Source organism: Buttiauxella sp. BIGb0552 (assembly GCF_004366275.1).
Taxonomy (GTDB): domain Bacteria; phylum Pseudomonadota; class Gammaproteobacteria; order Enterobacterales; family Enterobacteriaceae; genus Buttiauxella; species Buttiauxella gaviniae.
Genome location: NZ_SODY01000005.1, coordinates 374,423 through 396,483, shown reverse-complemented (window position 1 = coordinate 396,483; position 22,061 = coordinate 374,423). Strand labels below are relative to the sequence as shown.

At 50.4% G+C, this 22,061-nt stretch carries 20 protein-coding genes and 1 other annotated feature; of the genes, 13 read left to right on the top strand and 7 right to left on the bottom strand.

The features are described 5' to 3' along the window. Window positions 1-17: 17 nt before the first annotated feature. The 5 genes from mnmE to rpmH all read right to left on the bottom strand — a co-directional run bounded on the left by mnmE (window position 18) and on the right by rpmH (window position 3,877). Window positions 18-1,382, bottom strand: a complete 1,365-nt coding sequence (gene mnmE, locus EDF88_RS16980) for a tRNA uridine-5-carboxymethylaminomethyl(34) synthesis GTPase MnmE (RefSeq protein ID WP_064514832.1) — start codon at window positions 1,380-1,382, stop codon at window positions 18-20. 107 nt (window positions 1,383-1,489) lie between these two features. After that, window positions 1,490-3,136 carry a membrane protein insertase YidC gene (gene yidC, locus EDF88_RS16975; protein ID WP_064514830.1) on the bottom strand — a complete coding sequence of 549 codons (1,647 nt, stop codon included), beginning with the start codon at window positions 3,134-3,136 and terminating at the stop codon, window positions 1,490-1,492. Window positions 3,137-3,138: 2 nt separating this feature from the next. After that, a complete protein-coding gene (gene yidD, locus EDF88_RS16970; RefSeq protein WP_072009476.1) occupies window positions 3,139-3,396 on the bottom strand; it encodes a membrane protein insertion efficiency factor YidD in 258 nt (85 codons plus the stop codon). Further along, entirely contained in the window at window positions 3,360-3,719 is a 360-nt protein-coding gene (gene rnpA / locus EDF88_RS16965; protein WP_034499799.1) for a ribonuclease P protein component, read from the bottom strand. The genes yidD and rnpA overlap by 37 nt, the downstream gene beginning before the upstream one ends. Before the next feature lie 17 nt (window positions 3,720-3,736). Beyond that, window positions 3,737-3,877: a 50S ribosomal protein L34 gene (rpmH, locus tag EDF88_RS16960; RefSeq protein WP_003849659.1), complete on the bottom strand. Its 141-nt coding sequence runs from the start codon at window positions 3,875-3,877 to the stop codon at window positions 3,737-3,739. A gap of 626 nt (window positions 3,878-4,503) precedes the next feature. Here rpmH and dnaA point away from each other — a divergent pair. The 8 genes from dnaA (at window position 4,504) to EDF88_RS16920 (ending at window position 14,659) form a co-directional block, all read left to right on the top strand. Beyond that, the gene (gene dnaA, locus EDF88_RS16955) at window positions 4,504-5,892 is read left to right on the top strand and encodes a chromosomal replication initiator protein DnaA (protein WP_193216230.1); all 1,389 of its coding nucleotides are present in this window, start codon (window positions 4,504-4,506) and stop codon (window positions 5,890-5,892) included. Between the two features lie 4 nt (window positions 5,893-5,896). Continuing rightward, on the top strand, window positions 5,897-6,997 hold the full coding sequence (gene dnaN, locus EDF88_RS16950) for a DNA polymerase III subunit beta (RefSeq protein WP_064514826.1): 1,101 nt from the start codon (window positions 5,897-5,899) through the stop codon (window positions 6,995-6,997). 135 nt (window positions 6,998-7,132) lie between these two features. Beyond that, entirely contained in the window at window positions 7,133-8,206 is a 1,074-nt protein-coding gene (recF, locus tag EDF88_RS16945; RefSeq protein WP_064514824.1) for a DNA replication/repair protein RecF, read from the top strand. Window positions 8,207-8,234: 28 nt separating this feature from the next. Next, the gene (gene gyrB / locus EDF88_RS16940; RefSeq protein WP_064514822.1) at window positions 8,235-10,649 is read left to right on the top strand and encodes a DNA topoisomerase (ATP-hydrolyzing) subunit B; all 2,415 of its coding nucleotides are present in this window, start codon (window positions 8,235-8,237) and stop codon (window positions 10,647-10,649) included. 126 nt (window positions 10,650-10,775) lie between these two features. Next, the gene (locus tag EDF88_RS16935; protein WP_134185980.1) at window positions 10,776-11,165 is read left to right on the top strand and encodes a YidB family protein; all 390 of its coding nucleotides are present in this window, start codon (window positions 10,776-10,778) and stop codon (window positions 11,163-11,165) included. Window positions 11,166-11,350: 185 nt separating this feature from the next. Continuing rightward, complete coding sequence (yidA, locus tag EDF88_RS16930; protein WP_134185978.1) at window positions 11,351-12,169, top strand: sugar-phosphatase; 819 nt, start codon at window positions 11,351-11,353, stop codon at window positions 12,167-12,169. A 79-nt stretch (window positions 12,170-12,248) separates the two neighbouring features. Then, on the top strand, window positions 12,249-13,394 hold the full coding sequence (locus tag EDF88_RS16925; protein ID WP_134185976.1) for an FUSC family protein: 1,146 nt from the start codon (window positions 12,249-12,251) through the stop codon (window positions 13,392-13,394). Next, the gene (locus tag EDF88_RS16920; protein ID WP_134185974.1) at window positions 13,391-14,659 is read left to right on the top strand and encodes a DUF3748 domain-containing protein; all 1,269 of its coding nucleotides are present in this window, start codon (window positions 13,391-13,393) and stop codon (window positions 14,657-14,659) included. The genes EDF88_RS16925 and EDF88_RS16920 overlap by 4 nt, the downstream gene beginning before the upstream one ends. On the opposite strand, the gene EDF88_RS16915 is transcribed toward EDF88_RS16920, so the two are convergent. Continuing rightward, complete coding sequence (locus EDF88_RS16915; protein WP_134185972.1) at window positions 14,660-14,980, bottom strand: YceK/YidQ family lipoprotein; 321 nt, start codon at window positions 14,978-14,980, stop codon at window positions 14,660-14,662. A gap of 246 nt (window positions 14,981-15,226) precedes the next feature. Beyond that, window positions 15,227-15,303 (top strand) — a sequence feature (ROSE (Repression Of Heat Shock gene Expression) occurs in the 5'-region of heat shock genes and acts as an RNA thermometer to modulate expression.). On the opposite strand from EDF88_RS16915, the gene ibpA reads away from it, so the two are divergent. The 3 genes from ibpA to EDF88_RS16900 all read left to right on the top strand — a co-directional run bounded on the left by ibpA (window position 15,297) and on the right by EDF88_RS16900 (window position 18,032). Then, window positions 15,297-15,710: a small heat shock chaperone IbpA gene (gene ibpA, locus EDF88_RS16910; RefSeq protein ID WP_064514809.1), complete on the top strand. Its 414-nt coding sequence runs from the start codon at window positions 15,297-15,299 to the stop codon at window positions 15,708-15,710. It overlaps the preceding feature by 7 nt. 114 nt (window positions 15,711-15,824) lie before the next feature. Beyond that, window positions 15,825-16,253 (top strand): small heat shock chaperone IbpB, encoded by a 429-nt coding sequence (gene ibpB, locus EDF88_RS16905; protein WP_034460659.1) that lies wholly within the window; start codon window positions 15,825-15,827, stop codon window positions 16,251-16,253. 123 nt (window positions 16,254-16,376) lie between these two features. After that, complete coding sequence (locus tag EDF88_RS16900; RefSeq protein ID WP_134185970.1) at window positions 16,377-18,032, top strand: putative transporter; 1,656 nt, start codon at window positions 16,377-16,379, stop codon at window positions 18,030-18,032. 35 nt (window positions 18,033-18,067) lie between these two features. On the opposite strand, the gene EDF88_RS16895 is transcribed toward EDF88_RS16900, so the two are convergent. Further along, window positions 18,068-18,772, bottom strand: a complete 705-nt coding sequence (locus tag EDF88_RS16895; RefSeq protein WP_134185968.1) for a GntR family transcriptional regulator — start codon at window positions 18,770-18,772, stop codon at window positions 18,068-18,070. Between the two features lie 308 nt (window positions 18,773-19,080). Between EDF88_RS16895 and EDF88_RS16890 the strand changes: the two genes are divergently transcribed. Both EDF88_RS16890 and EDF88_RS16885 read left to right on the top strand, forming a co-directional pair. Then, window positions 19,081-20,703, top strand: coding sequence for an alpha-glucoside-specific PTS transporter subunit IIBC (locus tag EDF88_RS16890; protein ID WP_134185966.1), 1,623 nt, complete (start codon window positions 19,081-19,083; stop codon window positions 20,701-20,703). Continuing rightward, window positions 20,700-22,022, top strand: coding sequence for a 6-phospho-alpha-glucosidase (locus EDF88_RS16885; protein ID WP_134185964.1), 1,323 nt, complete (start codon window positions 20,700-20,702; stop codon window positions 22,020-22,022). Before EDF88_RS16890 ends, EDF88_RS16885 begins: the two co-directional genes overlap by 4 nt. The last annotated feature ends 39 nt before the right edge of the window (window positions 22,023-22,061 follow it).

Below are 22,061 nucleotides of genomic sequence, written 5' to 3'. Positions count from 1 at the left end.
CACGCTTACTTTTTAGATTACTTACCGATACAGAAGCTGGAGAAAATGCGGCCAAGCAAATCGTCAGAGGTAAATTCACCGGTGATTTCGCTCAGGCTCTGCTGAGAAAGACGTAGCTCTTCAGCCAGCAATTCCCCGGCCCATGCGCCCAGAAGTTGCGCTTTGCCTTGTTGTAGATGGGTTGCCGCTTGTTCGAGGGCCTGCAAGTGGCGACGACGCGCCAGGAAGCCGCCTTCCATATTGGTTTCAAAGCCCATACTCTGTTTTAGATGATCGCGCAGCACATCTACGCCTTCACCGGTACGCGCAGACAGGCGTACAAGTGAGTGACCATTCACATCGCTCAGGCCCAGCGTTTCGCCGGTGACGTCTGCTTTGTTACGCACAACTGTAATCGGCAAACGTGCCGGCAGGCGCGCAATAAAGTCTGGCCAAATATCTGCAGGGTCTGTGGCATCGGTGGTGGTCCCATCAACCATAAACAACACACGGTCTGCTTGTTCAATCTCATTCCACGCACGTTCGATACCGATACGCTCAACTTCGTCGCTTGCTTCGCGAAGCCCTGCGGTATCGATGATATGCAGTGGCATACCGTCGATATGGATATGTTCACGCAAGACATCGCGAGTTGTTCCGGCAATATCCGTCACAATTGCCGCTTCGCGGCCCGCAAGGGCGTTCAGTAGGCTCGATTTCCCAGCGTTTGGACGACCGGCAATCACTACCTTCATCCCTTCGCGCAGCAGACTTCCCTGGCGCGCTTCGGCACGCACAGCATCCAGATCGTCAATTACCTGGTTCAGCTGCGCTTCGATTTTGCCGTCAGAGAGGAAATCGATCTCTTCATCCGGGAAATCAATTGCCGCTTCTACGTAAATACGTAGATGAGTCAGCGCTTCGACCAGATGGTTAACCCGTGCAGAGAAAGCCCCCTGCAAAGAGTTTAAGGCTGAGCGAGCTGCTTGTTCTGAGCTGGCATCAATCAGGTCAGCAATCGCTTCAGCCTGAGCCAAATCCAGCTTGTCATTCAGGAATGCACGCTCGGAGAACTCACCAGGCCTTGCGATACGCAGCCCTGGGAGCGCCAGGATGCGTTTTAACAGCAAGTCGAGGATAACTGGACCACCGTGCCCCTGAAATTCCAACACGTCTTCACCTGTGAAGGAATTTGGCCCAGGGAACCACAGCGCGATGCCTTGATCGAGCACGCTGCCGTCCGCATCACGGAATGGCAGGTAATCGGCATAGCGTGGCTTGGGGAGTTTACCCAAAATCGCTTGCGCGACTTCACGAGCTTGCAGGCCTGAGACGCGCAGGATACCGACTCCACCACGTCCCGGCGGAGTCGCCTGGGCAACGATTGTCTCGTTATGGCTCATAATTTTCCCTTTCGAGATGGCTGGTGGATGACGCTTCGCTTATCCACCCTACAAAATAAAAAAGGCGGTCTATTGACCGCCTTTCGTAAGCTTCTAGCTAATTGTTATCAGGTCTTTTTCTTATCGCGGCTGTGTAAGCCACGTTTCTCAAGACCGCGATAAATCAGCTGCTGCTGGATGATGGTCACGGTGTTACTGACGATATAGTACAGTACCAGGCCTGACGGGAACCACAGGAAGAATACCGTGAAGATGACCGGCATAAAGGTCATGATCTTCTGCTGCATCGGGTCGGTCACAGTGGTCGGCGACATCTTCTGAATGAAGAACATCGTCAAGCCCATCAGGATCGGCAGGATGTAGTACGGGTCTTGTGCAGACAAGTCATGAATCCACAGTGCGAACGGCGCATGGCGCAGTTCCACAGAACCCATCAGCATGTAGTACAACGCCAGGAAGATTGGCATCTGGATAACCAGTGGGAGACAACCACCCAACGGGTTAACTTTCTCAGCTTTATACAACGCCATCATTTCTTGGCTCTGGCGCTGTTTATCGTCACCAATACGTTCACGCATGGCGGCCAGTTTCGGCTGCAACATACGCATTTTCGCCATGGAGGTGTACTGCGCTTTAGTCAGCGGGTACATGATGCCACGAACGATAAAGGTGATTACGATAATGGAGAAGCCCCAGTTACCGATGAAGCTGTGCAGGAATTTCAACAGCTTGAACAGCGGCTGAGAAATAAACCACAACCAACCATAATCCACTGTCAGGTCAAGGTGCGGCGCAACGGCTGCCATTTTGTCCTGAATTTCCGGGCCGACCCACAGGGTGCTACCCAGTTTGGCGGTCTGACCTGGCTGAACTAGTTGCGGCGAGGATTTATAACCAATCGCTGCCACATCGTTGTTCAGTTTGGTGGTATAGAAGTTGTTGGTACCCTGATTATTTGGAACCCACGCTGTTGCGAAATACTGCTGCAACATCGCAACCCAACCATTGCTGGCGTTAACGTTCAGGTTTTCACCATCAGCGATTTTATCGAATTTATATTTTTCGTATTTCGCATCTGGAGTTGAGTACGCAGCACCACGGAAGGTATGCAACGCAAAGTTGTTGCTTCCTGTATCGCGGTGAGTCGGCAGATTGATGGACTGCTTCAACTGACCAAAAGTAGCCAGCTCCAGCGGTTTCTCACCGGCGTTCTTCACATCGTAATTCACGCTTACCGCGAACTCGCCGCGTTTCAGGGTGAAGGATTTAGTGAAGGTATTGCCCGCCGCATCGGTATACGTCATTGGGATAACGATTTCGTTCTGGCCTTCTGGCAGCACGAAAGTATCGCTAGCAACGTTATACAGAGGACGCTCACCATTAGCCGGGTTATCCGGGCCATCGCGACCGGTCAGGCCACTTTGTGCCTGGTAGACAAACTCTGGCGTAGTTTCCAGTAACTGGAACGGCTCATTAGATTTGAGCTCTTTCGGGTAGGTCAATAACAGCGCCTGCTCAACATCACCACCACGGGTGTTGATGGAAAGCTCAAGAACGTCAGTTTTAACCGTGATGATTTTACCCTGGCCACTGGTCGGCACACCCTGGTTTGCGGCGTTACCTGCTGCGGTGGTCGTAGTCTGCGTGGTCTGTTGCACCTGAGGTTGTGGAGCGTGGTCCTGCTCCCAGGCTTGCCAGATCATGAAAGACACGAACAACAAAGCGATGAGAAAGAGATTGCGTTGCGAATCCATCGTTAGTGTTCTCTGGTATCAAAAGGTCCAGGTGGGACGGGATCGTCTCCACCGGGGTTCAAAGGGTGGCATTTTAATACGCGTTTCACTGTCAACCAACTGCCTTTTAACACCCCAAACCTGCGCAATGCCTCAATTCCGTAGTGAGAACAGGTTGGAGTAAAACGGCAATGCGGCCCGAGAAGCGGACTTATCAGGCGCTGATAGACCCTAATCAGGCCTATCAAGAGCCGGGAGAAAGGCGACAATGACGGCGCCATAACTTTTCCAATGCTTCCGATAAAGCCCGGTTATCCAGGTCTGCAACCCCTTTCTTAGCCACTACCACGAAATCCATTGGAGGAAGTTCGTGCTGACGCAAACGGAAACTCTCACGCGTCAGACGTTTAATCCGATTGCGTTCGTGTGCACGTTTAACATTTTTCTTAGCGACTGTAAGACCGATGCGGGGATGCCCCAGCGAATTTAGGCGGCCGAGGATGGTGATTTGCGGCGTGCCAGCCCGTTGAGGCTGCTGGAAGACGAAAGTGAAATGAGTGGGAGTTAACAAGCGTAACTCCCTGGGAAATGCGAGCTTAACCACTCAGGGGTTAGCTTTTATTACTTAGAAACGGTCAGACGGGAACGGCCTTTAGCACGACGACGTGCCAAAACCTGACGACCATTTTTAGTTGCCATACGAGCACGGAAACCGTGTGAACGGTTACGCTTCAGTACGGACGGTTGAAAAGTGCGTTTCATGGCGATTTCTACCTAAACTTGGATAAATTTCACTGGGTTAGCGAAGAGCCTTGCAGAAACTGCAAACGACTTACGCCTCAGTGTGGCTGATTAAAGAGGCCGGATTGTAATAATTGTACACTCCGGAGTCAATTCTCTTTCCTTATTCCCGTGCCTTAATTCGCTTTTTGACCCCTAAAAAGACCAGGATCTGACCAAAATAAAGCCGTGGTGACACGCGACGGGTGGGGAATTATACGGCGTCCCCATTAAAGCGCAAGGATCGTTGGGGATCTTCCTTAGATCAGATAAGTCGATTTTGTGCACTAGTCATTAAATTTTCCAATATAGGAAGGTAAAGCGCTGTGCGTCTGACAGGATCGTTTACACTTAGACTCCACAAAACAGCCCTGTGGATAAATCGGGAAGAAACTGTGAGAAACAGAAGATCTCTGGCGTACTTTAGGCTATGATCCGCGGTCCCGATCGTGATCCTTTAGCGTTCACCCTGGGGTAAACCGCAGATAGCGGTTCGCACGCTTCCCGAATCGGGGTTCCGTTGAGGAAGAGTCGGCGTGTGTCAACAATCATGAATATAAACTTTCAGTCTTCGTCATTTTATCGACTTTGTTCGAGTGGAGTCCGCCGTGTCACTTTCGCTTTGGCAGCAGTGTCTTGCCCGATTGCAGGATGAGTTACCAGCCACAGAATTCAGTATGTGGATACGCCCCCTACAGGCGGAACTGAGCGATAACACGCTGGCCCTGTATGCGCCAAACCGTTTTGTTCTCGACTGGGTGCGAGATAAGTACCTTAATAACATCAATGGCTTGCTGAATGATTTCTGCGGCACTGATGCACCCGTATTGCGTTTTGAAGTAGGCAGCAAACCGGTCAGCCAAACGCTGAATCAGCAGACTGTTACTACTGCTCCGGCGCATGTACACATCGCACGCCCTACTACTCATCTTCGCCCAAGCTGGGATAACTCTCCGGCTCCGGCTGAACACTCCTATCGCTCTAACGTTAACGTAAAACATACTTTCGATAACTTCGTTGAAGGTAAGTCGAACCAACTGGCTCGCGCGGCAGCACGTCAGGTGGCAGACAACCCAGGTGGCGCTTACAACCCTTTATTCCTTTATGGCGGCACGGGTCTTGGTAAAACGCACCTTTTGCATGCTGTTGGCAACGGTATTATTGCGCGCAAACCGAATGCAAAAGTGGTGTACATGCACTCTGAACGTTTCGTTCAGGACATGGTAAAAGCACTGCAAAATAACGCTATTGAAGAGTTCAAACGTTACTACCGTTCTGTTGATGCGCTGCTGATTGATGACATTCAATTCTTTGCTAATAAAGAACGTTCACAAGAAGAATTCTTCCACACCTTCAACGCCTTGCTTGAAGGTAACCAGCAGATCATTCTGACTTCGGATCGTTATCCAAAAGAGATCAATGGGGTTGAAGATCGTCTGAAATCTCGCTTCGGTTGGGGGCTCACAGTTGCGATTGAGCCACCAGAACTGGAAACGCGTGTTGCGATCCTGATGAAAAAAGCAGACGAGAACGATATCCGTCTGCCTGGTGAAGTGGCCTTCTTTATTGCTAAGCGTTTACGTTCAAACGTGCGTGAGCTTGAAGGGGCATTGAACCGTGTTATCGCCAACGCCAACTTTACTGGCCGGGCGATTACTATCGACTTCGTGCGTGAAGCGCTGCGTGACTTGCTGGCGCTGCAAGAGAAGCTTGTCACCATCGACAATATTCAGAAGACGGTGGCAGAGTACTATAAAATAAAGATTGCTGACCTGTTGTCCAAGCGTCGTTCCCGCTCTGTTGCCCGTCCACGTCAAATGGCAATGGCACTAGCGAAGGAACTGACGAACCACAGCTTGCCAGAAATCGGCGATGCCTTTGGTGGCCGCGACCATACTACGGTTCTGCATGCCTGCCGTAAGATTGAGCAGTTGCGTGAAGAAAGCCACGACATCAAAGAAGATTTCTCTAACCTAATCAGAACATTATCTTCGTGACGCTATGAAATTTACCGTTGAACGTGAAACTTTATTAAAACCGCTGCAACAGGTGAGTGGCCCGTTAGGTGGCCGTCCGACGTTACCGATTCTCGGCAATCTGCTGTTGCAAGTCGCGGAAGGAACTCTTTCATTAACAGGTACTGACCTGGAAATGGAGATGGTGGCGCGTGTCGCGTTGGTGCAACCGCATGAGCCGGGTGCCACAACGGTTCCAGCACGTAAATTTTTCGATATCTGCCGTGGTTTGCCGGAAGGTGCAGAAATCGCTGTTACGCTTGAGGGCGACCGTATGTTGGTGCGCTCCGGGCGTAGCCGTTTCTCGCTCTCGACGCTGCCTGCTGCTGATTTCCCGAACCTGGACGACTGGCAGAGCGAAGTAGAATTCACGCTCCCGCAAGCGACCATGAAACGCCTGATTGAAGCCACGCAATTTTCTATGGCGCATCAGGACGTTCGTTACTATTTGAACGGCATGTTGTTTGAAACCGAAGGCGAAGAGTTACGCACCGTGGCGACCGATGGTCACCGCCTGGCTGTGTGTTCTATGCCGGTCGGTCAGTCTCTGCCAAACCATTCGGTGATCGTGCCGCGTAAAGGCGTGATTGAGCTGATGCGTATGTTGGATGGCGGCGATTCACCGTTGCGTATCCAGATCGGCAGCAACAACATCCGCGCTCACGTCGGTGACTTTATCTTCACATCCAAACTGGTTGATGGCCGTTTCCCGGATTATCGTCGTGTATTGCCGAAGAATCCTGATAAACACCTCGATGCCAGCTGCGATTTGCTGAAACAAGCGTTTTCACGTGCGGCTATTCTCTCAAACGAGAAATTCCGTGGTGTTCGTCTGCAAGTGATTGCCAATCAGTTGAAAATCACCGCTAACAACCCGGAACAGGAAGAAGCCGAAGAGATTCTCGACGTCACTTATGACGGCACAGATATGGAAATCGGCTTCAACGTCAGTTACGTGCTTGATGTTCTGAATGCACTCAAATGCGAGAACGTGCGCATTTTGCTGACCGATTCTGTTTCCAGTGTGCAGATTGAAGATGCAGCTTCTCAGGCGGCGGCCTACGTCGTCATGCCAATGCGTCTTTAGTATCGGGCTATCTTACTTGTTATTCTGGTTCCGGGCAGTGCTCACAATCCTCACGTACTTCAGTACGCTCCGGTTGTTGCGCGCTGGCCGTAATCAGACTAACTGCGCCGATAACGCCCTGGTTGTGAGTTAAATATGTCGCTGTCGCGTTTATTGATTAAAGACTTTCGAAATATCGAAGATGCGGATCTGGCTCTGTCTCCAGGGTTTAATTTCCTGGTCGGAGCCAACGGAAGTGGCAAAACCAGCGTGCTTGAGGCGATTTATACCCTCGGGCACGGTCGCGCTTTTCGCAGTCTGAAAATTGAGCGCGTCATTCGCCATGAAACAGAATCCTTTGTACTGCATGGGCGTATACAGAACGGTGAGCGGGAAACCTCTGTTGGCCTGACCAAAGACCGTGCAGGCGACAGCAAAGTGCGTATCGATGGCAGCGACGGCCACAAAGTGGCTGAACTTGCTCTATTGATGCCAATGCAACTTATCACTCCTGAAGGGTTTACATTGCTCAACGGCGGTCCCAAATTCCGTAGAGCTTTCCTCGATTGGGGATGTTTCCACAACGAACCAGGTTTTTTTGTCGCCTGGAGCAATCTCAAGCGCCTGTTAAAGCAACGTAACGCTGCGTTGCGCCAGGTCACGCGTTATGCGCAACTGCGGCCATGGGATCAAGAACTTATCCCACTAGCGGAGCAAATTAGCCGCTGGCGTGCTGAATACAGTGCAGCCATTGCCGATGACATGGCTGATACCTGTGCGCAATTTCTACCAGAGTTCTCGCTAAACTTCTCTTTCCAGCGCGGCTGGGAAAAAGAGAGTGACTACGGCGAGCTACTGGAACGCAATTTCGAACGCGACAGAATGCTGACCTACACCGCCCACGGCCCCCACAAAGCTGATTTTCGGATCCGTGCTGACGGTGCGCCGGTAGAAGATACTCTGTCGCGCGGGCAGCTTAAATTACTGATGTGCGCCTTAAGACTGGCGCAGGGTGAGTTTCTCACCCGACAGAACGGGCGACGTTGCCTGTATCTGATAGATGATTTTGCCTCTGAACTAGATGATGCACGCCGTGGTCTATTAGCCAGCCGGTTAAAGGCGACGGAATCACAAGTTTTTGTTAGCGCGATTAGCGCAGAACATGTGATGGATATGGCGGACAAAAATTCGAAGATGTTCGCCGTGGATCAGGGTAAAATAACGGATTAACCCAAGAATAAATGAGCGAGAAACGTTGATGTCGAATTCTTATGACTCCTCCAGTATCAAAGTCCTTAAAGGGCTGGATGCGGTACGTAAGCGCCCGGGAATGTATATCGGTGATACGGATGACGGCACCGGTCTGCACCACATGGTATTTGAGGTCGTAGATAACGCTATCGACGAAGCACTTGCCGGTCACTGTAAAGACATCGTTGTCACCATTCATGCTGATAACTCTGTCTCAGTAACCGATGATGGTCGTGGTATTCCTACTGGTATTCACCCGGAAGAAGGTGTGTCTGCTGCCGAAGTTATTATGACCGTGCTTCATGCCGGCGGTAAGTTCGATGACAACTCCTACAAAGTTTCCGGTGGTCTGCACGGTGTGGGTGTTTCGGTTGTTAACGCCCTGTCCCAGAAGCTGGAACTGCTGATTCGCCGCGAAGGCAAAGTGCACCAGCAAACTTATGTTCACGGTGTGCCACAAGCGCCGCTGGCGGCAACGGGTGATACCGATGCAACCGGTACGCAAGTCCGTTTCTGGCCAAGCCACGACACCTTCACCAATGTGATTGAGTTTGAATACGACATTCTGGCTAAACGCCTGCGCGAATTGTCGTTCCTGAACTCTGGTGTTTCTATCCGCCTGATTGATAAGCGTGATGGCCGCCAGGACCACTTCCACTACGAAGGTGGTATCCGTGCGTTTGTTGAATACCTCAACAAAAACAAAACTCCAATTCACCCAACTGTGTTCTATTTCAGCACTGAAAAAGACGGCATTGGCGTAGAAGTGGCGTTGCAGTGGAACGATGGTTTCCAGGAAAACATCTACTGCTTTACCAACAACATCCCGCAGCGCGATGGTGGTACTCACCTGGCAGGTTTCCGCTCGGCGATGACGCGTACATTGAACGCGTATATGGAAAAAGAAGGCTACAGCAAAAAAGCGAAAGTTAGCGCCACCGGTGACGATGCCCGTGAAGGCTTGATTGCTGTTGTCTCCGTAAAAGTTCCAGACCCTAAATTCTCTTCTCAGACCAAAGACAAACTGGTTTCTTCTGAAGTGAAAACAGCGGTTGAGCAGCAGATGAACGAACTGCTGTCTGAATACCTGTTGGAACACCCGTCTGACGCGAAAATCGTGGTCGGTAAAATTATTGATGCCGCTCGTGCTCGTGAAGCAGCACGTCGTGCACGTGAAATGACTCGTCGTAAAGGCGCGCTGGATTTGGCTGGTTTGCCAGGCAAACTGGCTGATTGCCAGGAACGCGACCCGGCTCACTCCGAACTGTACCTTGTGGAAGGGGACTCAGCGGGCGGCTCTGCAAAACAGGGGCGTAACCGTAAGAACCAGGCGATCCTGCCACTGAAAGGTAAAATTCTGAACGTTGAGAAAGCGCGCTTTGACAAAATGCTCGCCTCTCAGGAAGTTGCCACGCTGATCACCGCGTTGGGCTGCGGCATTGGCCGTGACGAATACAACCCGGACAAACTGCGTTACCACAGCATCATCATCATGACGGATGCGGACGTCGATGGCTCACACATTCGTACTCTGCTGTTGACCTTCTTCTACCGTCAGATGCCTGAAATCGTTGAGCGCGGCCATGTGTATATCGCACAGCCACCGCTGTACAAAGTGAAGAAAGGCAAGCAAGAACAGTACATCAAAGATGATGAAGCGATGGACCAATACCAGATTGCAATCGCTCTGGATGGCGCAACGCTGCACACCAATGCTCACGCACCAGCCATTGCTGGCGAAGCGCTGGAAAAACTGGTGTCTGAGTTTAAAGCCTGCCAGAAAATGATTGGCCGCATGGAGCGCCGTTATCCGCGCAACTTGCTGAACAACCTGGTTTATCACTCAACACTTGCTGATGCCGACTTGGTTGACGAAAGCAAAGTGACAGCCTGGGTTTCTGCTCTGGTCACCGCACTGAACGAAAACGAACAGCACGGCAGTACCTGGAACTCTCTGGTTCGTCATAACCGTGAACTGAATCTTTTTGAACCGGTAATTCGTGTGCGTACCCACGGCGTTGATACTGACTATCCGCTGGAGCAAGAGTTTATCGTTGGTGGCGAATACCGTCGTATTTGCACGCTGGGCGAGAAACTGCGCGGTCTTATCGAAGAAGATGCGTTCATCGAACGTGGCGAGCGCCAACAGCCAGTTGCCAGCTTCGAGCAGGCGCTGGAGTGGTTGGGCAAAGAGTCCCGTCGTGGCCTGTCTATTCAGCGCTACAAAGGTTTGGGCGAAATGAACCCGGATCAGCTGTGGGAAACCACAATGGATCCACAAAGCCGTCGTATGCTGCGCGTGACTGTTAAAGACGCGATTGCAGCGGATCAGCTGTTCACCACCCTGATGGGTGATGCGGTTGAACCACGTCGCGCATTTATCGAAGAAAACGCCCTGAAAGCGGCGAACATCGATATCTAATCTCTACCCGTTGGTGGGCGTCTGCCCACCAATAATCTCACTCTCTCGCACCTCTATTTCTCCACGCTAATATCCGTCAATGACTACACTTCTAATGCACACTTCGTGATTGCAGAGGACACGGTCATGGGTTTATTCGATCAAGTTACTGGCATGATGGGGGGTGGCGATGCAGGTAAATTCAAAGTCATCCTTACATGGATTAATGAACAAGGCGGTATTCAGGCAATTCTTGAGCGCTTCCGCGAAAAGGGTTTCTCTGATGTTGTCACCTCCTGGCTGAGCGGCGCGCATAACCAAAGCGTTAGCCCAGAGCAAATGCAAGACGTGCTGGGCACACCAGTAATCAGCGGTCTGGCTGAAAAACTCGGGATTGATGTGGGAAGCGCATCGCAACTACTCGCAGAGCAGTTCCCGAAAATTGTTGATACGCTTTCACCCGCAGGTGAAGTTGCTCACGACGAAGATTTGCTGACTAAAGGCTTCCATATGCTAAAGGATAAATTCTTCAGCTAATACCCGTCATACTTCAAGCCGCAGATGCGTTGGCTGCAACTCGAATTATTTTGGGTATAAACGCCACTCTTTACGGGTGGCGTTTTATTAGCCAAAAAACGGACCTTTTTCATTCGAAACGTAGCGCTATTTTTGCAGGCTTAATCGCGTTAGCATGAGATAAACTCATTACCTCAGAAAATCCTATGACTATAAAACTCATTGCTATTGATATGGACGGCACATTGTTGCTGCCTGACCACACCATTTCTCCAGCCGTTAAAGCCGCCATCGCCAGTGCGCGCGAACGTGGCGTAAACGTTGTTTTGTGTACCGGACGCCCTTTTGCAGGTGTTGAGAGCTATCTCCGCGAGCTGCATATGGATAAGCCGAATGATTACTGCATCACCTATAACGGAGCTCTGGTGCAGAAAGCGAGCGACGGCAGCAGTGTGGCGCAAACCGCACTTAGCTATGATGACTACCGTTATCTGGAACAGCTTTCCCGTGATGTTGGTTCTCACTTCCATGCGCTGGACAGGCACACGCTATATACCGCGAACCGCGATATCAGCTATTACACCGTTCACGAATCCTTCGTCGCCAATATCCCTCTGGTGTTCAGAGAACCAGAAAATATGGATAAAAACGGTGCGTACCTGAAAGTGATGATGATCGACGAGCCGGCTATTTTGGATAAAGCGATCGCTAAAATTCCAGCTGATGTTTATGAGCGCTATACCCTGCTGAAAAGCTCGCCATACTTCCTGGAAATTCTCGATAAGCGCGTCAATAAAGGTACAGGCGTGAAAGCGCTGGCTGAATCTCTCGGTATCAAGCAAGAAGAAGTGATGACGCTGGGCGACCAGGAAAACGACATCGCGATGCTGGAATATGCGGGCATCGGTGTTGCGATGGATAACGCCATCGATAAAGTTAAAGAAGTCAGTAACTTTGTCACTAAATCAAACCTTGAAGATGGCGTTGCATACGCGATTGAGAAGTTTGTTTTGAACGACCGATAAAGCATGCACCCCGGTAGTCATTTATGCCGGGGCTTATCTACACTGATACTCATCGGGTCTTATTCTTTAGAAGTTAACCATGCCTTTTCTGACCTCCGCTCGACAATACTGCCTCGACCATTTTTCGGCTTTAAATCATGAACTCCGTTTCTGGCATACATCGGCCACAAAAATGCTTTTTGCTGCTGAGGTCATTGTCGCGCTTGCGCTTGCAGTGTGGGTATCAGAAAAATTAGGGTTACATTTTGCCTGGTGGGCGGCACTCAGCAGCTTTGCCGTGACAAAAGCAACGCCGAAGGAAAGCTCCGTTCGTGCTCTGCAACGATTGCTGGGCACAATAGTTGGGGGCTGCTTTGGTCTCCTCGCCACTGTTGTCGTTCTGCCATATGTCGATGTTGCATTTCTGCTTTGTGGCTTGATTGGCGGGTACACCGTTTATCGCGCTAATGAATCTCCCTGGTCTTATGCCTGGCTGCTCGGTGCGGTTACAGCGATGATGGTTATCATCGATGCACAATCTGTTTCATCATTCCCCGTAGTCGTGAGGTTTACGCTAAGCCGTATTTCGGAAGTTGCCGTGGGGATAAGCATGTGTTTGGTGACGGGTTTTATCTTCCACTGGATTAGCACATTGCTGAACCTGGCGGGCGATAAATCCCCTGCCGCAACTGCTAGCGTAATTGTCGTCAGTGAATCGGAATGGCGCTCAAAGCGCATATTGCTTGGTGTGGAAGCGGGTATCGCCGTTTTTATCGTCGCGCTCATTTTGTGGCAGGCCAATATCAGCGACCTTTCACAGGCACTGGTAACCGTCATTGCCATTTCTGTTTTACCCGCCGGTAAAAACACCCCTGAAACCAATACGCAAATTATCGACCGCATGGTTCAAAGGCTGGTGGGCTGTTTGCTGGCTGGGATATTGGGCATTCTGCTTCTGCCATTGCTTCATGGCTCTGCGTGGTTATATATCCTGGCGCTCACTGCCGGGCTGTGGCTGGGCTGCCACCTGCAACAAGGAAGCGATAATGTCAGCTATACAGGCAGGCAATTTACCATCGCGTGGATCATGATTTTCATCCAACCCCATTACTGGTCTGCCGATCCGCATGTCGCTTTGCAGAGATTTTATGGGATCATATTGGGTGTGCTGATGCTTGCCATCATCATGCTGCTAGTACGCGTGCTTAAAGCTCATCTCAGTCATCGTCTCAGGGTAAAACCATGACCAAACAACTCACCTTTGTATCACGTAATCATCAACTCACTAACATCAACACCTGGACGCCAGATAGCCAGTGGCTGGTGTTTGATGTTCGCCCTTCTGGCGCGTCGTTTACCAGTGAAACGATTGAAAGGGTAAACGTGATGACTGGCGAAGTGGAACTGATCTATCAGGCATCACATGGCGCGCATGTTGGCGTGGTGACTGTGAACCCGCAGCAACCTGATCGCTATGTCTTCATCCACGGCCCGGAAAACCCGGATGCTAACTGGCATTACGATTTCCATCACCGCCGTGGTGTGGTGGTCGAAAATGGCATCGCAACCAATCTCGATGCAATGGATATTACCCTTCCGTTTACCCCCGGCGCTTTGCGTGGCGGCAGCCATGTCCACGTCTGGAGCCCAGATGGTTCACGCGTGAGCTTTACCTATAACGACCATGTGATGCACGAATACGATGCGGCGAAAGATCTGCGTAACGTTGGTATTGCTCTGCCATTCGGTCCGGTGACACCAGCTAAACAGCACCCTCGTGAATATGATGGTAGCCACTATTGCGTGCTGGTGACCCGCACTACGCCATTACCACAGCCCGGAAGCGATGAAATAAACCGTGCCTATGAAGAAGGTTGGGTGGGCAACCATGGCTATTTAAAACCTGGTGGCAGTCAACAACGTTGGGCGCTGGCGTTTATTGGCGATACCCTTTCAGCCCAGGGCGAGAAAGTACCCGAGCTGTTTATCGTCGATTTACCTGAAAACAAAGAAGCTTATTTCCGGGCGGGTTGTGAGCCAATTGAAGGAACGCCAACCTCGCTGCCTGCACCACCTGCGGGCATTGAGCAAAAACGTCTGACTTTTACTCATCAGCAGCGCTACCCAGGATTAGCCACCCAGCCAAGGCATTGGGTGCGAAGCAGTCCGGACGGCAGTTTACTGGCGTTCTTGATGCGCGATGATGCAGGTATTGTGCAAATGTATCTGATTTCGCCAAACGGTGGGCAGCCACGCCAGCTTACGGATGGGCAAGATGATATTCAGTCGGCGTTTAACTGGCACCCGTCAGGGCAAGCGTTGGGCTTTGTGAGGAAGGGGCAGATTGTCTTGTGCGATTTAAACGATGGTGAAATCACGCCGCTTACAGCAACAGATAGTTGTGCGCCTTCAGCGGATGCGGTGGTGTTTTCACCTGATGGCAAATACATCGCCTGGATGCAGAATGTGGACGGATTCCGTCAGTTATTTATGACGCAAACAGGGTTTTAATTACTGAACAGGCGGGATCACAGAGTTGGTTGCCAGATTCTGCTTCTCGCTTGCTTCTACTTTAGATTTGATTGACTTGTCGGTGCGGAACATATCCCATGGCAACAACACGGTATCCATTACTGCCGTAAACGGCATATCCAGCGCGACAAAAGGTTTGTATCCCCAGCTTGTCTCGCCATCGGCCAGCATTTCGTAACTGGCACGTGTGCCTGGATAGTATCCCTCTTGCCCACCAGTGTGAGTCATCACACTTGAACATCCGCTGACTGTTAGCAATCCGCTGCCGAGAATTAATGTTGGAAGATAGCTTTTCATCATTAGTGTTGCTTATCGTTTCTGGGGGCCATTTCCGGCCAGGCTGCTCTGGTTTATATCACCCATGCAGATAATTAATATATTGCTCTTGCCACTCTGTGGCGGCTATCGCAGATAAATCCTGTTTACTACCAGGACAGTCTATGTACTGACAGCAGAAGCCGCAAAAAATTTCTTTCTGTGGCCTTGAAAAGTGCGAATAAGGACCGATTTTAGAGATGTAGTCAGAAAAAGTACGCCGTAAGGGTACTTGGTTTTAGAGGCCTGTCCATGATGGAAGGCAATGTTTGATTCTCGCTGATTTCAGGAGTTTTTATATATGCGTAATTTCGACCTTTCCCCGCTTTATCGTTCAGCTATTGGTTTTGACCGTCTGTTTAACCTGCTGGAAAACAATCAAAGCCAGAGCAACGGCGGCTATCCTCCATACAATGTTGAATTAGTTGACGAAAATAACTATCGCATTGCGATTGCTGTTGCCGGTTTCGCAGAAAGCGAGCTGGATATTACAGCCCAGGATAACCTGCTTGTTATTAAGGGCGCGCATGCAGATCCGCAACCAGAGCGCACTTATCTCTATCAGGGGATTGCTGAGCGCAACTTTGAACGCAAATTCCAGTTAGCGGAAAACATCCACATCCGTGGTGCTAACCTGGTTAACGGCCTGCTGTATATCGACCTGGAACGTGTGATTCCAGAAGCGATGAAACCGCGTCGTATCGAAATCAATTAATTTCAGCGGGTCGCATTGTGCGGCCCAGGCAATAAAGGCTGGCTTGCCGATAGGGAGCCAATACCAGTTCGCATACTGGTAAGACTTAACTCGCTTCAAAGAAGGAGAAGAAATATGCGTAATCACGATTTATCACCTCTGCTGCGTCAATGGATCGGTTTTGACAAACTGGCTAATGCTTTACAAACAAGCACTGAAGGCCAGTCATTCCCGCCTTACAACATTGAAAAAGGCGATGACAATCATTACCGCATTACGCTTGCGCTGGCAGGGTTCCGCCAGGAAGATCTCGAAATTGAACTCGAAGGTACGCGTCTGCATGTGAAAGGGACGCCGGTTAAACCTGAGAAAGAGCCAACCTGGCTGCATCAAGGGTTAGTGACTCAGCCATTTAATCTGAGCTTTACCCTTGCTGAATATATGAAAGTATCTGGCGCGACCTTTACCAACGGTCTGCTGCATATAGATCTGGTGCGTGAAATCCCTGAAGCCGTTGCGCCAAAACGCATTGCTATCAGCGAACGTCCTGCACTAAACAGCTAAACTGAGTATCCCCTTTTAGGCCCCATTTTATGGGGCCTTTTTTGTGCTCTGCACCCCATTAACTCCTTCACCTCTCTGCCAGAATCCCTTGTAACGATGATGTTATTCACAGGGAAATCTTCGATGAGTGGAATAGCGTTAACTGTCAGTATGTTGGCTCTGGTCGCAGTTGTCGGTTTATGGATTGGCAATATCAAAATCCGCGGTGTCGGATTTGGTATCGGAGGCGTGCTGTTCGGCGGGATTATTGTTGGCCATTTCGTTAGTGAGGCTGGGGTAAGTCTGAATGGAGATATGCTTCATTTCATTCAGGAATTCGGCTTGATCCTCTTCGTCTACACCATTGGTATTCAGGTTGGGCCTGGCTTCTTCTCCTCGCTACGCGTTTCCGGTTTACGCCTTAATCTATTTGCTCTTCTGATTGTAGTGATTGGTGCGCTGGTCACGGCACTCGTCCATAAAATCTTCGATGTTCCGCTTCCTGTGGTGCTCGGTGTTTTCTCGGGAGCGGTAACTAACACTCCAGCGTTAGGTGCAGGTCAGCAAATTTTGACCGACCTCGGCACGCCCTCAGAGTTGGTCGATAAAATGGGGATGAGCTACGCGATGGCTTATCCATTCGGTATTTGCGGGATTCTTCTGACCATGTGGTTAATTCGCATGGCATTTAGAATTAATGTCGATCAAGAAGCACAACGCTTTGATAACAGTAGTGGGCAAAACCACGCGCAACTCCAGACTATGAATATCTGTGTTGCCAACCCTAACCTTAACGGATTACCTATTCAGGAAGTGCCGGTCCTTAATAGCGACACTATTATTTGTTCGCGTTTGAAACGTGGGGAATTGCTGATGGTGCCAGCGCCTGGCACTGTTATTCAAACCGGAGATTTACTACACCTCGTCGGCCAGGAAAAAGATCTGCACTCTGCATTGCTGGTGATTGGCCAGCAGGTGGATACCTCGCTTTCGACTCGAGGCACAGACCTGCGCGTTGAGCGTGTGGTGGTGACTAACGAGAAAGTGCTCGGCAAGAAAATTCGCGATCTGCATTTAAAACAAAAGTATGACGTGGTGATTTCGCGTCTGAATCGTGCAGGTATTGAACTGGTCGCAAGCAGCAATGCCAGCCTGCAATTTGGTGACATCCTGAACCTGGTCGGTCGTCCGGAATCTATTGAAGCAGTAGCCGCTGAAGTCGGTAACGCGCAACAGAAACTCCAGCAGGTACAAATGCTTCCGGTATTTATCGGCATTGGTCTTGGGGTGTTGCTCGGTTCTATCCCGCTTTTCATCCCTGGTTTCCCTGTGGCGCTACGCCTTGGGCTGGCAGGTGGGCCGCTTATTATGGCGATCATTCTTGGGCGAATTGGCAGCATCGGCAAGCTCTATTGGTTTATGCCACCAAGTGCGAATCTTGCGCTGCGCGAGTTAGGAATTGTGCTGTTCCTGGCGGTGGTTGGGTTGAAATCGGGCGGTGATTTTGTCAGTACTTTGCTACACGGAGAAGGAGTGAGTTGGATTGGCTACGGAATTCTGATTACGGGAATTCCATTGCTGGTTACTGGATTGTTGGCAAGATTACTCGCCAAAATGAATTATCTGACACTGTGCGGAATGTTGGCAGGCTCAATGACCGATCCCCCTGCACTGGCCTTTGCCAACGGCTTGCACGCAACCAGTGGAGCTGCAGCACTCTCTTATGCCACTGTTTATCCACTGGTAATGTTCCTGCGCATTATTACGCCGCAGCTATTGGCTGTTATTTTCTGGATCTGACACACAAAGGTGCCCGCTTCGACGGGCATCTCTTTTTAATGCACCCGCCGCAAATGGTAATCCACCTGGTATTCGCTGGCATTTCGGAACATCACCGAATAATTCACATAGTCACCGCTGTCGCTGTATGACAGTGACGTGATGCGCAGAATGGGTGTTAGCTCATCGATATTGAGCAGTTTTGCCATTTTCTTGTCGGCCAGCACGGGCGTGAGGCTTTCATAGTTACCGCATACGATGATGTGACATTCATCTTCGATATAACTGAATTTAGAACCTTCCAGATGTGCGATGGACAAATTACGGAATAATTTCACCGGCATATAGCTGTCTTCTACCATTAACGGCTTGCCATCTACCGAACGCACCCGGCGCGAGAAATAGATCCGTTCATCAATATTAATGCGTAATTGGCTGGCGATTGCTGGTGGGGCGGGCATCACATTGAACTCCAGCACATTGCTCACCACCTCTTTGCCCTGGTTACGCATCACCTCAATAAACCCGGTCAGATTCGTGGTTTCATGGTGAACATCTTTCTTCGCTACATAAGTGCCACTGCCATGGCGGCGTACGACCAACCCCCAGCCCACCAACAAATCGATGGCTTTACGAATCGTCATACGTGAAACACCAAACTCGCCTGCCAGACGAACTTCAGAAGGTAGTGGGCTGCCAATGTTGTAATCAGCAGAATTTAACCGGATGCGTAACCGATCGGCGATAGATTTGTAGATCACCTGTAGACCTCTTAGCCGCTTCGAATGGGGTTTATAGAACCGTCATTTCATTAATCAACTACATAATTTAAATGGTTTTTATTTCATATTTTTATGATGAATAAGAAATTTAAAATCATCGTGTCTAGTTAAGCATTAAAAAGTAGACAACTTACCCCAAATAAAAACTATGAAAGCGATCACGAATCAGTGTGACGGGCAACGATAAGTCACCTGTGTCTCCCTACTCTCAGTCTCAGGCCAGCGTTAAAACCAGCGTTAAAAAATAAGGCCATTTACCCTACAGGTTGTTACGTGAGGATTTAAAAATGCTCAGTCAAATACAACGTTTTGGTGGCGCAATGTTTACCCCGGTTTTGTTGTTTCCGTTCGCCGGGATTGTCGTAGGCATTGCCATTATGTTGCGCAATCCGATGTTTGTCGGCGAAGCGCTAACCGCACCCGATAATTTATTCGCGCAAATTGTTCACATTATTGAAGAAGGCGGCTGGACGGTGTTCCGCAATATGCCGCTGATTTTTGCCGTCGGCTTACCGATTGGCCTGGCTAAGCAAGCGCAGGGCCGTGCTTGCTTAGCGGTGCTGGTGAGCTTTATGACCTGGAACTACTTCATCAACGCCATGGGTATGACCTGGGGCCATTACTTCGGTGTCGATTTCAGCGCCGATCCGGTAGCGGGAACCGGGCTAACGATGATTGCCGGGATCAAAACGCTTGATACCAGCATCATCGGCGCGATTGTTATCTCCGGTTTTGTCACGGCTATCCACAACCGCTATTTCGAAAAACAACTCCCCGTCTTTCTTGGCATCTTCCAGGGCAGTTCATTTGTCGTGATTGTCGCCTTCTTTGCCATGATTCCTTGCGCCTGGCTCACCCTTTATGGCTGGCCAAAAGTGCAAATGGGCATTGAGTCACTTCAGGAGTTTTTGCGCAGCGCCGGTTCGCTTGGCGTCTGGGTTTATACCTTCCTGGAACGCATTCTGATTCCAACCGGCCTTCATCACTTCATCTATGGTCCGTTTATCTTTGGCCCGGCGGTAGTTGAAGGCGGTATTCAGGTTTACTGGGCGCAGCATTTACAGGAGTTCAGCCAGAGCACGCTGCCGCTGAAAACCCTGTTCCCGGAAGGCGGGTTTGCACTGCACGGCAACTCTAAGATCTTTGGCTGCCTGGGTATTGCGCTTGCTCTGTACGCCACCTCAGCACCTGAAAATCGCGTAAAAGTCGCCGGATTGCTGATACCAGCAACACTCACTGCGATGCTTGTGGGTATTACCGAGCCACTCGAATTTACCTTCCTGTTTATCTCGCCGGTTTTATTTGCAGTGCATGCATTCCTCGCCGCAACGATGGCGACCGTAATGTACATGTGTGGCGTGGTGGGCAACATGGGGGGCGGGCTTCTCGACCAGTTCCTACCGCAAAACTGGATACCGATGTTCCACAACCACGCCTCGATGATGTTTATCCAGATTGGTATTGGCCTCGTCTTCACCGGTATCTACTTCGTGGTGTTCCGCGCCCTCATCTTGCACTTCAACCTGAAAACACCAGGGCGTGAAGACAGTGAGGTCAAGCTGTACAGCAAGGCGGATTACCAGGCATCACGCAAGCAAACCACTGCTGCGGCGACCAAAGAGACCAAACAAGGCCAGGCCGCAGGCTTCCTCGAAGCGCTCGGCGGTACCGACAACATTCTTAGCATCAATAACTGTGCGACTCGCTTACGTATCACCCTCGCAGATATGGCTCTGACGCACAGTGACGACATTTTCAAAGCGCTGGGCGCCCACGGTGTGGTGCGACGCGGCAACGGTATTCAGGTGATTGTGGGCCTGCATGTCCCACAAGTCCGAGACCAACTTGAAACTCTGATGAAAGACACTTCTTCGACCGAACTTAAATCCATGACGGAGGCAGTATCATGAAAAAATTCTCTGTAGTAGTAGCCGGTGGCGGCAGCACATTCACTCCTGGTATCGTATTGATGTTACTGGCAAACCAGCATCGCTTCCTGCTGCGTGCCCTGAAGTTTTATGACAATGACGGTGCACGCCAGGAAACGATTGCAGAAGCTTGTAAAGTTATCCTCAAAGAGCAGGCTCCTGAAATCGAGTTCAGCTATACCACCGACCCGAAAGAAGCCTTTACCGATGTGGACTTCGTGATGGCCCATATCCGCGTGGGTAAATACCCGATGCGTGAACAAGATGAGAAAATCCCATTGCGCCATGGCGTTCTGGGCCAGGAAACCTGTGGCCCAGGCGGGATCGCCTACGGTATGCGCTCCATCGGTGGCGTATTAGAGCTGGTTGATTTCATGGAGAAATACTCGCCAAATGCCTGGATGCTTAACTATTCCAACCCGGCAGCGATTGTGGCTGAAGCAACTCGTAAACTGCGCCCGAACGCGAAGATTCTCAACATTTGCGATATGCCAATAGGCATTGAAAGCCGCATGGCGCAAATCGCTGGCTTGAAAGATCGTAAAGAGATGCGCGTACGTTATTACGGCCTTAACCACTTTGGCTGGTGGACATCAATCGAGGACCAGAATGGCAATGATTTGATGCCTAAAATCCGCGAACATGTAGCTAAATTTGGTTATGTTCCGCCATCAGATGAGCATGGAACCGAAGCCAGCTGGAACGATACATTCTCTAAAGCAAAAGATGTGTGGGCCCTGGACCCGAGCACCTTCCCTAATACTTACCTGAAATACTATCTGTTCCCGGATTATGTGGTTGAGCACTCCAACCCGGAACATACCCGCGCCAAAGAAGTGATGGAACACCGTGAAAAGCACGTTTTCGGTTCCTGTAATGCCATCATTCAGGCAGGGAAATCATCGGCAGGGGAGCTGGAGATTGACGAACATGCGTCGTACATCGTCGATTTGGCGGCAGCAATTGCCTTTAACACACAAGAACGCATGCTTTTGATTGTGCCAAACAACGGCGCGATTAATAACTTTGACCCGGAAGCGATGGTTGAAATTCCATGTCTGGTTGGGAAAAGCGGGCCGGAGCCGCTGGTAGTCGGCAATATTCCACAGTTCCAGAAAGGGTTGATGAGCCAACAGGTTGCGGTAGAAAAACTGGTTGTCGAAGCCTGGGAAGAGCGTTCTTATCTGAAACTGTGGCAGGCGATTACACTGTCTAAAACCGTGCCGAGCGCCTCGGTTGCCAAAGCGATTCTTGATGATTTGATTGTAGCGAATAAAGAGTACTGGCCTGAGCTGAAATAGCGGCTAACTGGAGTAAGGGGCTGCCCCTTACTCCAGATT

Coding starts and splice junctions, on each gene's coding strand:
- EDF88_RS16900 (WP_134185970.1), top strand. CDS start 16,377: ATGAGTGGAATAGCGTTAACTGTCAGTATGTTGGCTCTGGTCGCAGTT.
- ibpB (WP_034460659.1), top strand. CDS start 15,825: ATGCGTAATCACGATTTATCACCTCTGCTGCGTCAATGGATCGGTTTT.
- yidD (WP_072009476.1), bottom strand. CDS start 3,396: ATGGCGCCGTCATTGTCGCCTTTCTCCCGGCTCTTGATAGGCCTGATT.
- EDF88_RS16885 (WP_134185964.1), top strand. CDS start 20,700: ATGAAAAAATTCTCTGTAGTAGTAGCCGGTGGCGGCAGCACATTCACT.
- dnaN (WP_064514826.1), top strand. CDS start 5,897: ATGAAATTTACCGTTGAACGTGAAACTTTATTAAAACCGCTGCAACAG.
- rpmH (WP_003849659.1), bottom strand. CDS start 3,877: ATGAAACGCACTTTTCAACCGTCCGTACTGAAGCGTAACCGTTCACAC.
- EDF88_RS16915 (WP_134185972.1), bottom strand. CDS start 14,980: ATGATGAAAAGCTATCTTCCAACATTAATTCTCGGCAGCGGATTGCTA.
- gyrB (WP_064514822.1), top strand. CDS start 8,235: ATGTCGAATTCTTATGACTCCTCCAGTATCAAAGTCCTTAAAGGGCTG.
- yidA (WP_134185978.1), top strand. CDS start 11,351: ATGACTATAAAACTCATTGCTATTGATATGGACGGCACATTGTTGCTG.
- yidC (WP_064514830.1), bottom strand. CDS start 3,136: ATGGATTCGCAACGCAATCTCTTTCTCATCGCTTTGTTGTTCGTGTCT.
- EDF88_RS16925 (WP_134185976.1), top strand. CDS start 12,249: ATGCCTTTTCTGACCTCCGCTCGACAATACTGCCTCGACCATTTTTCG.
- EDF88_RS16890 (WP_134185966.1), top strand. CDS start 19,081: ATGCTCAGTCAAATACAACGTTTTGGTGGCGCAATGTTTACCCCGGTT.
- EDF88_RS16920 (WP_134185974.1), top strand. CDS start 13,391: ATGACCAAACAACTCACCTTTGTATCACGTAATCATCAACTCACTAAC.
- recF (WP_064514824.1), top strand. CDS start 7,133: ATGTCGCTGTCGCGTTTATTGATTAAAGACTTTCGAAATATCGAAGAT.
- EDF88_RS16935 (WP_134185980.1), top strand. CDS start 10,776: ATGGGTTTATTCGATCAAGTTACTGGCATGATGGGGGGTGGCGATGCA.
- mnmE (WP_064514832.1), bottom strand. CDS start 1,382: ATGAGCCATAACGAGACAATCGTTGCCCAGGCGACTCCGCCGGGACGT.
- ibpA (WP_064514809.1), top strand. CDS start 15,297: ATGCGTAATTTCGACCTTTCCCCGCTTTATCGTTCAGCTATTGGTTTT.